At 75.7% G+C, this 12,082-nt stretch carries 13 protein-coding genes; 3 read left to right on the forward strand and 10 right to left on the reverse strand.

What is annotated here, in order from left to right; all coding sequences use genetic code 11:
* Window positions 1–126: 126 nt before the first annotated feature.
* The 5 genes from D0Z06_RS23760 to D0Z06_RS23780 all read right to left on the reverse strand — a co-directional run bounded on the left by D0Z06_RS23760 (window position 127) and on the right by D0Z06_RS23780 (window position 5,683).
* The gene (locus tag D0Z06_RS23760) at window positions 127–1,056 is read right to left on the reverse strand and encodes an ABC transporter permease (protein ID WP_117380023.1); all 930 of its coding nucleotides are present in this window, start codon (window positions 1,054–1,056) and stop codon (window positions 127–129) included.
* Complete coding sequence (locus D0Z06_RS23765) at window positions 1,053–2,141, reverse strand: ABC transporter permease (protein ID WP_117380024.1); 1,089 nt, start codon at window positions 2,139–2,141, stop codon at window positions 1,053–1,055. Before D0Z06_RS23765 ends, D0Z06_RS23760 begins: the two co-directional genes overlap by 4 nt.
* Window positions 2,138–3,757 carry an ABC transporter ATP-binding protein gene (locus D0Z06_RS23770; RefSeq protein WP_117380025.1) on the reverse strand — a complete coding sequence of 540 codons (1,620 nt, stop codon included), beginning with the start codon at window positions 3,755–3,757 and terminating at the stop codon, window positions 2,138–2,140. The genes D0Z06_RS23765 and D0Z06_RS23770 overlap by 4 nt, the downstream gene beginning before the upstream one ends.
* Window positions 3,754–4,776, reverse strand: a complete 1,023-nt coding sequence (locus tag D0Z06_RS23775; RefSeq protein ID WP_117380026.1) for a BMP family protein — start codon at window positions 4,774–4,776, stop codon at window positions 3,754–3,756. The genes D0Z06_RS23770 and D0Z06_RS23775 overlap by 4 nt, the downstream gene beginning before the upstream one ends.
* 97 nt (window positions 4,777–4,873) lie before the next feature.
* The gene (locus D0Z06_RS23780) at window positions 4,874–5,683 is read right to left on the reverse strand and encodes an SDR family oxidoreductase (protein ID WP_117380027.1); all 810 of its coding nucleotides are present in this window, start codon (window positions 5,681–5,683) and stop codon (window positions 4,874–4,876) included.
* Window positions 5,684–5,770: 87 nt separating this feature from the next.
* Between D0Z06_RS23780 and D0Z06_RS23785 the strand changes: the two genes are divergently transcribed.
* Window positions 5,771–6,406, forward strand: coding sequence for a CAP domain-containing protein (locus tag D0Z06_RS23785; RefSeq protein WP_233517929.1), 636 nt, complete (start codon window positions 5,771–5,773; stop codon window positions 6,404–6,406).
* A gap of 63 nt (window positions 6,407–6,469) precedes the next feature.
* Window positions 6,470–7,240, forward strand: a complete 771-nt coding sequence (locus D0Z06_RS23790) for a YhjD/YihY/BrkB family envelope integrity protein (RefSeq protein ID WP_117380029.1) — start codon at window positions 6,470–6,472, stop codon at window positions 7,238–7,240.
* 2 nt (window positions 7,241–7,242) lie between these two features.
* Here D0Z06_RS23790 and D0Z06_RS23795 read toward each other — a convergent pair whose 3' ends face one another.
* Both D0Z06_RS23795 and D0Z06_RS23800 read right to left on the reverse strand, forming a co-directional pair.
* Complete coding sequence (locus D0Z06_RS23795) at window positions 7,243–7,431, reverse strand: hypothetical protein (protein ID WP_117380030.1); 189 nt, start codon at window positions 7,429–7,431, stop codon at window positions 7,243–7,245.
* Window positions 7,432–7,503: 72 nt separating this feature from the next.
* Window positions 7,504–8,475, reverse strand: coding sequence for a helix-turn-helix transcriptional regulator (locus D0Z06_RS23800; protein ID WP_117380031.1), 972 nt, complete (start codon window positions 8,473–8,475; stop codon window positions 7,504–7,506).
* 95 nt (window positions 8,476–8,570) lie between these two features.
* On the opposite strand from D0Z06_RS23800, the gene D0Z06_RS23805 reads away from it, so the two are divergent.
* Complete coding sequence (locus D0Z06_RS23805; RefSeq protein WP_117380032.1) at window positions 8,571–9,122, forward strand: DinB family protein; 552 nt, start codon at window positions 8,571–8,573, stop codon at window positions 9,120–9,122.
* A gap of 1 nt (window position 9,123) precedes the next feature.
* Here D0Z06_RS23805 and D0Z06_RS25550 read toward each other — a convergent pair whose 3' ends face one another.
* The 3 genes from D0Z06_RS25550 to mgrA all read right to left on the reverse strand — a co-directional run bounded on the left by D0Z06_RS25550 (window position 9,124) and on the right by mgrA (window position 12,073).
* The gene (locus tag D0Z06_RS25550) at window positions 9,124–10,098 is read right to left on the reverse strand and encodes a hypothetical protein (RefSeq protein ID WP_158580070.1); all 975 of its coding nucleotides are present in this window, start codon (window positions 10,096–10,098) and stop codon (window positions 9,124–9,126) included.
* 53 nt (window positions 10,099–10,151) lie between these two features.
* Complete coding sequence (locus tag D0Z06_RS23815; RefSeq protein ID WP_117380033.1) at window positions 10,152–10,817, reverse strand: hypothetical protein; 666 nt, start codon at window positions 10,815–10,817, stop codon at window positions 10,152–10,154.
* Between the two features lie 221 nt (window positions 10,818–11,038).
* On the reverse strand, window positions 11,039–12,073 hold the full coding sequence (mgrA, locus tag D0Z06_RS23820; RefSeq protein WP_117380034.1) for an L-glyceraldehyde 3-phosphate reductase: 1,035 nt from the start codon (window positions 12,071–12,073) through the stop codon (window positions 11,039–11,041).
* Window positions 12,074–12,082: the final 9 nt, after the last annotated feature.

A 12,082-nucleotide genomic window follows, 5' to 3' on the forward strand; every position in this document is an offset into this window, starting at 1 on the left:
CGCATCCAGCGGATGCCCTTCTGCGCGGACGATTTGGGCCTTAGACAAGCCACATCGTTCCTGCTCAGAGGGGCATTCGTGCTTTCCGACGCGCAGTCACACGCCTATCCGACGGTGGATCGAGGCTCAGGCGGTCCGGCTCTCCCGGTCGTAGTTGCGACCGAGGAACGCGGGCACCCGCGCCCACCGGAACGCGAAGATCATCACCAGGAGGGTCGCGACGTAGGGCACCACCAGCAGGACCTGCGTGGGGATGCCGACACCGACCACCTCCGCCCGCAGCGCGATGACGTCCATCGCGGCGAAGAAGAGCGCCCCCGCGGCGATGAACTGCGGTCGCCACCCGCCGAAGAACGTCAACGCGATGGCCAGCCAGCCGCGCCCCCCGACGATGCCCTCGGTGAAGGTGCCGGTGTAGACCAGCGGCAGGTAGGCACCGGCCACGCCCATCAACGCCCCGCCGGCGGCCGTCGTCCACAGCCGGGTGCGCACGACCGGGATGCCCAGGCTGTCGGCGGCCCGGGGGTTCTCCCCCACCGACCGCAGGTCCAGGCCGGCCCGCGTCCGGTAGAGGAAGAACCACAGGCCGACGGTGAGCAGGGCGGCGAGGTAGACGAGCAGGTTGTGCGAGAACAGCGCCCGGCCGACCACCGGGATGTCGCTGAGCAGGGGGATCTCCAGCCGGGGCAGGGTGTCGACCCGGGGGGTGGTGGCGGTCTGGCCGATCACCACCCGGTAGAGCAGGCCGGCCAGGCCCGTGGCGGCGAAGAAGAGCGCCAGGCCGACGACGAACTGGTCCAGCCGCAGCCGCGTCGTCGCCCAGCCCAGCGCCAGGCCGAAGACGGCTCCCACCGCCGCGGCGAGCAGGATGCCGACCGTCGAGCTGCCGGTGGCGTAGCTGACGAGGAAGCCCACGGACGCGCCGAGCAGCATGACGCCCTCCTGCGACACGCTGAACACCCCGGCCAGCCCGCCGAGCATCGTCCCCAGCGAGGCGAGGAGGAAGGGCACCATCGCGACGACGGTGAGCTGGGCCAGGGACGCGAACTCGTTCATGCCGCCCTCCGCGCCAGCCGCCCCGCGATCACGTCGCTGAGCAGCAGGAAGATCAGGATCAGCGCCTCGATGATGAGGACCATCTCGGCGGGGACGCCCACGGTGCGCTGCATCGAGCTCGCGCCGACCTCGAGGACCGCGATCCCGAAGGCGACCACCGGGACCCACACGGCACTGCCACGGGCGATCAGCCCGATGATGATGCCGAGCAGCAGGAAGTTGGCCTGCATCCCCTCGAGCGCGCGGCCGTGCACACCGCTGACCTCCAGCGCCCCGGCCAGCCCACCGAGCGCGCCACCGATGACCAGCGCGACCACGGCGACCCGTTCGACCCGGATGCCGTTGATGCCGGCCGCCCGCGGGTTGGTCCCCGCCGCACGCAGCTCGAAGCCGGCCGCGGTCCGCCGGGTCACCACGATGGTGGCGAGGGTGACGAGCGCGGCGAGGAGGATGCCGGCGTGCACCCCGGGCGGTCCGCCGATGTCGGGCAGCACCGCCCCCTCGCCGACCCGCTGGGTGGCGGCCACCCCGGCAGCCGGGTCGGACCACACCTCGGTGGCGGCGTAGTCGAGCACCTGGAAGGAGACGAAGTTCAGCAGGACGGTGCTGAGGATCTCGTTCACGCCGAAGCGCCCCATGAGGAACGCCGCGATCCCCGCCCAGACGACGCCGGCCAGCACGCCGGCCACCAGCACCAGAGGCAGCAGGACACCGGTGGGCAGCTCGGCGTACACGATGCCGACGCCTGCCGCCGCCGTGGCACCGACCAGCAACTGGCCCTCGCCGCCGATGTTGAACCGCCCGACCGCCAGCGGGATGGTGAACCCGAGGGCGAGGAGGGTCAGCGGAACCCACTTGGTGAGCGTCTCGGTGAAGCCGAAGTCGGTCCGGAAGGACGTGGTCAGGATGGTGCGGAACGCCTCGACCGGGTCGTAGCCGAGCGCCGCGATGACGATGCCGGCGACGACGAACGCGAGCACCAGCGCGAGCACGTAGGGCAGCGCGCCGCGCAGCACGCGCGCCGCACGGCTCCGGGGAGCCGGGGCGCCCGCCTCCGGCTCGGACAGGACGGGGGCGGCGCTCATGAACCCTCCTGGACGACGCCGGCCATGAGGCGGCCGAGCGCGTAGGCGTCGTAGTCGCCGCGGCTCCGCTCGCCGACGACGCGCCCGGAGTAGAGGACGACGATCCGATCGGCCAGCAGGCTCAGCTCGTCGAGGTCCTCCGAGATGAGGACCACGGCGCAGCCGCGGTCCCGGGCCTCGTGCACGCGGTCGTAGACGAACCGGGTCGATCGCAGGTCCAGACCCCGGGTCGGGTTCTGCAGCACGAGCACCGCGGGTTGCCGCTCGAAGGCGCGGGCGAGGACGAGCCGCTGGATGTTGCCGCCGGACAGGTTGCCCGCGGGGGCGTCCGGGCCCGGCGTCTTGATCTCGTAGCGGTCGATGGTGGTGCGGGCGTGCTCCCGGACGCGCCGCCAGTCCAGCAGCCCGGCCCGCCGGTAGGAGCCGCTGCGCTGCGACCCGAGCAGCAGGTTCTCGGTGACCGACGCAGCGCCCAGGATGCCGTCGCGGTGCCGGTCCTCGGGCACGTAGGCGACCCCGGCGTCCAGCCACCGGCAGGTCGGCCCGCCGGCGAGGTCGGCGCCGTCCACCGACACCGCGCCGCCGTGCACCCGGCGGACCCCGGCCAGCGCCTCGGCCAGCTCGACCTGGCCGTTGCCGGCCACCCCGGCGACGCCGAGCACCTCGCCCGCCCCGACGGCGAGGTCCACGCCGTGCACGGCGGGCACGCCCTGGTCGTTGTGCACCACCAGGCCGGCCACGGTCAGCCGCGCGGCGGCGGAGGCCTCCGGCGCCGGCTCCGCCCCCGGCGCGGCACCCCCACCGACCGCGCCGAGCCCGAGCGCGGCGGCGACGTCGGAGGACTGCTCGGTGGCCGGTTCGCCCACCATCAGCGAGGCCAGGCCGGTGGCGTCGGTGGCCGACCGCTCGACGGTGGTCAGCCGCCGCCCGTCCCGCATGACGGAGATGCGGTCGCAGATGGCCAGGACCTCGCGCACCTTGTGCGAGATGAAGACGACGCTGGTCGCCTCGGCGACGATCTCGCGCAGCGACGCGAACAGCCCGTCGACCTCCTGCGGCGTGAGGTTGGTCGTCGGCTCGTCGAGCACGAGGACCCGCGCGCCGCGGTAGAGCACCTTGAGGATCTCCACGCGCTGCCGGGCCCCGACCGACAACCGGTCGGTGCGGGCCCGCGGGTCGACGGCCAGGCCGAAACGGTCGGACAGCTCACCGATCCGCCGGGCGGCGGCGCGCAGGCCGCCGGTGCCCCCGCCCTTGGTGCCGAGGACGACGTTCTCCACGACCGAGTACGTCGACACCTGGAGCAGGTGCTGGTGCACCATGCCGATCCCGAGGTCGATGGCGTCCCGCGGCGAGCGGACGTGCACCTCACGGCCGTCGACCCGGATCTCGCCGGAGTCGGGTCGGTACAGACCGTAGAGGACGTTCATCAGCGTCGTCTTGCCGGCGCCGTTGCCGCCGACCAGGCCGTGCACCTCGCCGCCGGCGAGCTCGAGGTCGGCGTCGACCAGCGCCCGCACGGGGCCGAAGGACTTGCTGACACCCGACATCGTGAGCGGCCGGGCCGGCCCGGGATCCCGCTCCCGCGCCGGCCCCGTCGGTGCCGCGCTGCTCACTCGACCGGGGTGACGTCGCGTTCGACCTCGATCTCCCCGGCGGCGAGCTGCTCGACCACCTGGTCGACCTGGTCGATGACGGCCTGGTCCACGTTCTGCGGGGTCTGCAGCGCGATGCCCTGCTCGTAGCTCATGCCGAGATACCCGCCGGTCTCGCCGTCCTCGATCGAGGTGAGGATCTCGTCGAGCATCACCTCGAAGTCGTAGAGGACCGAGGTGAGGTAGTGCTCGGGGGCGAGGTTGGACTTGTCGGTGTACTTCGCCGTCATCAACGCGCCGGCCGGGGCGTCGCCGACGGCCTCGAAGGCCCCGACCACGCCGAGGTTGAGCGAGGTCAGGACGACGTCGTTGCCGTCGGCGAGCAGCTGGCTGGTGAACTGCTGGGCACGGGTCGGGTCGTTGAAGTCGCCCGTCCACACCGAGGTCAACGTCGCGGTGGAACCGGTGTCGGCCAGCGCCTGCTCGACGGCGTGCACCTCGGAGTAGGAGAAGGGGAGCGTGACGCCGCCGAGGTAGGCGATGCGTCCGCTCTGGCTCGCGGCGGAGGCGAGCACCCCCAGCGGGTAGAAGGCCAGGTGGAAGTTGCGGTCCAGCACCCAGACGTTGTCGGGGACGTCGGCCGGCTCGGTGTCCTGCTCGGCGATGAAGACCACGTCCGGCGCCTCCTGCGCAACGGCGACCGTGGCGTCGTAGAACTGGCTGCCGTGCGTCCAGATGACGGTGTACCCGTCGGCCACGTACTCCCGCAGCACGCGCTCGGCGTCCGGCACCAGCACGCTCTCGGAGTAGGTGGTCTCGGCCCCGTGGTCCTCCTCGGCCTGCTCGAGGGCCTGCAGGCCGAGGAAGGTGTAGTCGGCGTCGGTCGTCGTGCCGGAGAAGACCGCGGCGATCCGCGGGGCCTCGCCGTCCCCGCCGCCACCGCCACCTGCGCTCCCGCCGCCACCGTCGTCGCCGCAGGCGGTGAGGCTGAGGGCGAGGGCACCGGCCAGCGTGCCGGCCAGGAGTCGCGTGGTTCGCATGGACGCACCATCCTCGGTTGGCGGTGAGGTGCGCCGTGTCTACAGCAGGGTTCGGAGCTGTTCGGAACCGCTCCGCCGTACCGTGACCCGATCGAGATCAGCCACGGCGCCAGTCGTCCGAGGTGAGGTGCGAGCCGGCCATCGGGCCCATCTGCAGCATCCCGCCGTCCACCGACCAGGACGCCCCGGTGACGTAGCCGGCCTCCGGCGAGGCGAGGAAGGCCACGACCGCGGCGACCTCCCGGGCGTCCCCCGGCCGGCGCAGCGGGACGCCGGGTCGCTCGTGGCCCGCCGCGGTGGGGTCCGCGTCCCCCTGGCCGGTCATCGGCGTGGCGATCTCCCCGGGCGCCACCGCGTTCACCGTGATGCCGTGCTCGGCGAGCTCGATGGCCGCGACGCGGGTGAGCAGACCGAGGCCGCCCTTGGCCGCGCAGTAGGCCGCGGCGCCCACCCGGGGCTGGTGCTCGTGCACGCTGGTGATGTTCACGACCCGCCCGCCCCGGCCGGCGGCCACCATCCGGCGGGCGGCCCGCTGCAGGCACAGGAAGGCGCCGTCGAGGTCGGTGGCCAGCACCTCCCGCCAGGTCGCGTAGTCGGTGTCGAGCAGCAGGCTCGTGTGCCCGGTGCCCGCGTCGTCGACCAGGACGTCGACCCCGCCGAGGGCGTCGGCCAGGTCGTCGACGACGTCCGCGGCCCCCGGGAGCCGGGTCAGGTCGAGGTGGCGCACCGCGGCCCGGCGCCCCCGGGCGCGCACCTCCTCGGCGGTGGCCTCGGCGGCGGCCTGCTCGCGGTACCAGGTGAGGCCGACGTCGCAGCCGGCCTCGGCGAGGGCGACGGCCACGGCCCGGCCGATGCCGGACTCCGACCCGGTGACGACGGCGGTGCGGGGCTGCGCGGGGACGGTCATGCCCCGATGCTGCGCACCCGCCGGAGAGCCCGCAGGTCGACACGGGACCGCAACGCCGGCGCAGCGGGGCACGGGTACGGGAGGGGGGTGACCGCACGCCGGGCCCTGCTCCCCGCCCTCGTCGCGGCCGTCCTGGCCGTCGGCGGCTGCGTCGCCGTGGAGGTCCCGGTGTCCGGTCCGGGCACCGAGGCGACACCCGGGGCGGGCGCCACCGCCTCCCCGGCCCCGGAGACCTCGGTGGACGCGTCCCCCGCAGAGGAGGAGATGGCACGGGCGATCCTCGAGCGGGTCGACGCCGAGCGCGTCGAGCGCGGCCTGGCACCGGTCGAGTGGGACGAGGACCTCGCCGCCGTGGCCCGCGCCTGGAGCGCGGAGATGGCCGAGCGGGACCAGCTCGCCCACCAGGACATCCGGGCGCTGCTGCAGCGGGACCGGCTGTCGGGCTTCCAGGGGCTCGGTGAGAACGTGTTCCGGGCGACCGGGCCGGTTCCGGCGGGCACGATCCACGCCGGCTGGATGCGTTCGGACGACCACCGGGTCAACGTGCTCAACCCGGGCTGGGACCGGCTCGGCGTCGGCGTGCACTGCGCCCCCGACGGGTCGGTGTGGGCCACCCAGGAGTTCGGCCGGACGGCCGGGGCCGACCGACCCGCGGTGGAGACGGGGACGCCGCCGCAGGAGCCGGTCGCCCGCCCGGCCGACGACGGGCCGACCTGCGGCTGATGCAGCCGGTCGACCGGGTCCGCGAGCGGGCAGCCCGCCGGTACCCGCCGGCTCCCCCGGCCGGTGCGCCGGCTCGCGGGCTGGCTGGCCAGCCCCGAGTTCGTCACGACCAGCTCGAGCCTGGCCTTCTACGCGATGGTCTCGCTGCCACCGATGATCCTCATCGCCTTCTGGATCGCCGGCGGGGTCGTCGACGAGTCCGCGCTGGAGGACCTCGGGCGGGCGGTGGACACCCGGACCCCGGACCAGCTGCCGGTGGCCGGCATCCTGCGCGGGCTGATCGACGTCGCCATGGCCACCGGCCCGGTCGCGGTGGTGGCGGCCGTGTGGCCCGCCACGACCTACGGCGCGGCTCTGGCCAGGGCGTTCACCGAGATCGCCCCCGGCGAGCGGCGGCGGGTCCGCGGCTGGCGCGGCCGGGTGCTGGCGCTGGCGCTCATCGCCGTGCTGCCGGTCGTGGTCTTCTCCGGGCTGGCGGCCCTGTACCTGCTCCCCCGGCTGCTCGGTTCGGGCTGGCCGCTGCGCCTGGCGCTGGCCGGCGCGGCCGTCACCGGGCTGACCGCGCTGGTCGCCCTCGTCTACTGGCTCTTCGAGGTGCACGACACCCGCTGGGGGGACGTCGCGGTCGGCGCGGCGGCCGCCGCGGGGCTGGTGGCGGCGAGCACGGGCGGCTACCTCGTGTACCTCGAGTTCGCCGACTTCACCGAGCGTTACGGCCCCACCGCGCTCGCCACGGCGGTGCTCCTCGGGCTGTGGCTGCTGCTGGGCAACGCCGCCCTGCTCACCGGGTACCGCATCACGCTCCGCCGCGCGCGGGACCGCACGCGGCGTTGACCTCAGGCGGCCTGGGCGGCAGCGAGTCGGGTGTCGAGGAGGCGGTCCACCTCGGCGACGGCATCCTCGACCCTCCGGGTGTTCGGCCCCGACGGGCTGTGCGCGTGGGCGCTGCGGGCCACGCCGAGGGCGATGTAGGCGACGGCGATCTCCAGGTCGAGGTCGTCGAGGCTGGTGACGGTGCGGGTCATCGTGACCTCCCCGGGTCGGAGGGTGCTGCCCTCTCGGTGCTCCCTGCTCGGTGCTCCCTGGCGCGGCCGACGTTACGGCGGGGGTACGACGGAACCGGCCCGCACGAACCGGCGTCCCCACTCGTGCAGCAGGTCGAGCAGCTCCGGCGGCGAGACGACGGTGACCTCGGCGCCGAGGACCCCGAGCGCGTGCGCCGGCCACTCCAGGGCGTCGGTCTCCATCCGCACCCGGCTGCGCCCGGGTGCCTCCTCCTCGACCCGGACCCAGCGGCCGATGACCGCGCGCACCCGGTCGGCCGGCGCGTCGACGAGCACCTCCACGCGGTGGGTGCCGGCCATCTCCCCGATGCCGGCCTGCACGAAGGAGACCGCGTCCTCGGCCGGCAGCCGGCGGGGCGCGGCCCGGACCCCGGTGGGCCGGGGCGCGGTCAGCCGGTCGAGCCGGAAGCTGCGCCAGTCGCCGCGGTCGAGGTCGTAGGCGACCAGGTACCAGCGGCGCCCGAGGGTGACCAGCCGGTGCGGCTCGACCTCCCGCGTGGACGGGCTGCCGTCGGCGGCGGTGTAGTCGAAGGCCAGCCGTTCCGTGTCGCGGCAGGCCTGGGCGACCGTCGTGAGCACCGCCGGGTCGACCAGGTCGCGGGGCGCGGTCCAGGGGGCCGGCTCGGTCACCGCGCCGAGCGCCTCCACCCGGCGGCGCAGCCGGGCGGGCATCACCTGCACCACGGTGGCCAGCGCGCGCACCGAGGACTCCGCCGTCCCGGCGACCGCGCTCTGCGCGGCCGTCCGCAGCCCGACGGCGAGCGCGACGGCCGCCTCGTCGTCGAGCAGGAGGGGCGGCAGGGACGCCCCGGCCGCCAGCTGGTAGCCGCCGTCGACCCCGCGCTGGGCCCGCACGGGGTACCCCAGCTCGCGCAGCCGCTCGACGTCCCGGCGCAGGGTGCGCACCGAGACGCCGAGCCGGCCGGCGAGGTCACCGCCGGCCCAGTAACGGCGCTGCTGCAGCAGCGCCAGCAGGCGCAGGGCGCGGGCGGCGGGGTCGGTCACGCCTCCATCCTGCCGAGGACAGCGGACAGGTCCTGGCACCAAACCGCACTAGCGTCGTCGGCACGGACACCGATCACCGACGCGGAGGCGACGACATGACCCCCGACACGACCTCGGCCACCACCCACGACCCGGCCGGGACGACGACCGGCGAGCGGGCCGACCTGCTGGAGACGCTGGCCACGCACCGGTACTTCCTCCGCCACACCGTCCAGGGCCTCACCGAGGAGCAGGCCCGGCAGCGCACCACGGTCAGCGAGCTGACCCTCGGCGGCCTGGTCAAGCACGTCGCGCACACCGAGGCCACGTGGGCGGAGTTCGTGCTGCGGGGCCCGTCGGTCATGGCGGGGCCGGACGACCCCGAGCAGATGGCCCGGTGGGCCGAGGAGTTCCGGATGGGCCCCGACGAGACGCTGGCCGACGTCCTCGCCCACTACGAGGAGGTCGCCCGGCGCACCGACGACCTGGTGCGCTCGCTGCCCGACCTCGACGCCTCCCACCCGCTGCCCGAGGCCCCCTGGTTCGAGCCCGGCGCGCGGCGCTCGGCCCGCCGCGCGTTCCTGCACATCGTCGCCGAGACCGCCCAGCACGCCGGGCACGCGGACATCCTGCGGGAGTCCCTCGACGGCCAGAAGACGATGGGCTGAGCTACCCGGCCCCGGCCGGCCCGCCCTCCTCGACCGCGCGGGCCCGCTCCAGCGCCCGGTCCCGGGCCGTGGCGGCGCGGGTGGCCGCGCGGCGGGCGGTCGCCCGGTGCCGCTCGGCCCGCTCGAGGTCGGCGGCGACCCGGGCGGCCGCCTCCTCGGCGCGGGCCAGCTCCCCGGCCAGCGCCGCGACCTCCTCGCGCAGCTCGTCCCGCCGGGCACCGAGCGCGTCGACGCGGCGCTGCTCCTCCTCCGCGGCGGCCGCGGTCTCCTCGGCCAGGGCGGTGGCCTCGGCGAGGGCCCGCCGCGCCGCGTCGAGCTCCCGGCGGCGGCGCTCCTCGGCCACCCGCCGGGCCTCCGCCTCCCGGACCTCCGCCTCCCGGGCCTCCGCCTCCCGCCGGCGGGCCTCCTGCTGCCGCACCCGCCGCCGAGGGGCGGCCGGGCGCGCCGCCGGCGGGGCGGGCACCACCCGCAGGTCCGGCCGGGTGCCGGTGGTGCCCAGGCCGCTGTAGGACAGCGCGGTAGTCAACCGGCCCACCAGCAGCGCGCCACCGGCGTCCGGGTCGGCGAGGGCGGCGCGCAGGGTCCCGGCGACCTGCGTCTCGACCGCGCCGCTGACCCGGTGCCCCCGCTCCCGCGCCAGCGCGACCGCCTGCCGGGTGAGCGCGGCCAGCAGCGCGGCCCGCTGCCGGTCCAGCGCCCGCAGCTGGTCGCCGGCCAGGCTCTCCTGCGCCTCGCGCAGCAGCCCGCCCAGCTCGACGAGCCCCTCCACCTCGGCCCGCCGCTCGCGGGCCAGGAGGTTGCACACCCAGGCGGCCGTCGAGGGCCGCGGCAGCCGCCCGACCGCCGCGGCCAGGGCGCGGTCGCCCCCGGTGCGGGCCCGCTCCTGCGCCCGGCGCCGGGCGGCGGTGAACTCCTCGGGCGGGACGTCGTAGAGCTCGTCGGCGAGCGCGTCCAGCTGCGCGTCCTCGGCGTCCACGCGGCGACCCTGCCACGGCCGCCGCACGCGGGTCCGCGGTTCCGCCCGCGAGGTCAGCCCATCGGGTCCTGCGCCGTCCCGCCGACGTCCCACTGCCCGGCGTTCTCCCCGAGCCACCGCGCCCACATCTGCACGGTGCTCCCGTAACCGCCGTCCAGCGCCCGCTCCCAGATGCCGCGGAGCTCGGCGCGGGCCTGCTCGGGCTCCGCCGCCAGGACGCCCTGGAGGTCGGCGCGCAGGTCCTGCGGCAGGCGGTCGAGGACGTCGGACCACCGCTGGGCCCACATCTCGGCGCGGTCGCCGTACTCGCCGTCCCGCGCGTCGCCGAGGACCCGCTCCACCTCGTCGGCCCGCTGGTCGGCCGGCACGTCCTGCAGGTCCTGCAGGTCCTGCCGGAGGTCCTCGGGCACCCAGTCGAGGTGACCGGTGTCCCCGTCGGCGGCGGCGTCCCCGGCCGCGTCCTCGGCACCGTCCTCAGCGGCGGCCGCGGCGTCCCCGGCGGCGTCCTCGGCGGCGGCCGTCGCGTCCCGGGCCGCCCCCTGGGCCGCGTCCGCCGCGTCCTGCGCCGCCCGGCGGGCCTGGTCGGCAGCCTCCTGGGCGGCCTCGGCGGCTTCCTCGGCGGCGCTGACCGCCCTCCCCACCGGGTCCGACGGCGCGGCCGCCGCCCCCGGGCCGACGAGCACCGCCGCCGCCGTCAGCACCGCGGCTCCCGCGCCCACGACCGCGCTCCGTCGTCCGCTCCTCCGCACGTCCACGTCCTGGTCCCCTCGTCCCTGGCGGCGCCGGGTGCGGCGCCGCGTCCGGTGGGCGGGTCCCGGGCCGGTGGCCCCGGCTCCCGCGCTCCTTGCTCCGGGGATGCCCAGCGGGCGGTCACGGGTCCGTGTCGAGACCGTGTCCGTTCGATGACCGTGCCCGTTCGATGACCGGGACGCCGGCCGGGTCAGCTCCCGGTGCGGGAGCCGTGCCAGAGGTCGATGCCGCCCTCCACCGCGTGCCGGTCGATGCGGGCCAGCTCCTCCTCCGACAGGTCGGGGGCCCTCAGCGCCGCCACGTTCTGCTCCAGCTGCCGTACGCTGCTGGCGCCGACGAGCACGCTGGTGACCCGCGGGTCCCGCAGCGCCCACACGAGGGCGAGCTGGGCCAGCTCCTGGCCGCGCTCGCGGGCGATGCCGGCCAGCGCCCGCACGTGCGCGAGGTTCTGCTCGCTCAGCAGCTCCGGCGACAGCGACTTGTCCTGGCTGGCCCGGGAGCCCTCGGGGATGCCGTCGAGGTACTTGCCGGTCAGCATCCCCTGGGCCAGCGGCGAGAAGGCGATGCAGCCGGCCCCGACGTCGGCGAGGGTGTCGAGCAGCCCCTCGGTCTCGATCCAGCGGTTGAGCATCGAGTAGGACGGCTGGTGGATGAGCAGCGGCGTCCCCAGGTCGGCCAGGACCGCCGCGGCACGGGCGGTGTCCTCCGGCGAGTAGGACGAGATGCCGGCGTACAGCGCCTTGCCGGCCCGCACCGCGCTGTCCAGGGCGCCCATGGTCTCCTCGAGCGGCGTCGCCGGGTCCGGCCGGTGCGAGTAGAAGACGTCGACGTACTCCAGGCCCATGCGGGCCAGCGACTGGTCCAGGCTGGCCAGCAGGTACTTGCGGGAGCCGCCGCCCTGGCCGTACGGGCCGGGCCACATGTCGTAGCCGGCCTTGGTCGAGATGACGAGCTCGTCGCGGTAGGGCCCGAGGTCGTCGGCGAGGTGGCGGCCGAAGTTGGTCTCGGCCGACCCGTAGGGCGGGCCGTAGTTGTTGGCCAGGTCGAAGTGGGTGATGCCCAGGTCGAAGGCGCGGCGCAGCACCGCCCGCTGCCGCTCGAACGGGACGTCGTCCCCGAAGTTGTGCCAGAGCCCGAGGCTGATCGCGGGCAGGTCCAGGCCGCTGCGGCCGCAGCGGCGGTAGGTCATGGCGTCGTAGCGGCCCTCGGCGGCGGTGAACGGCATGCCGGGATC

Origin of the sequence: Geodermatophilus marinus (assembly GCF_003428645.1) — a bacterium.
GTDB lineage: Bacteria > Actinomycetota > Actinomycetes > Mycobacteriales > Geodermatophilaceae > Geodermatophilus.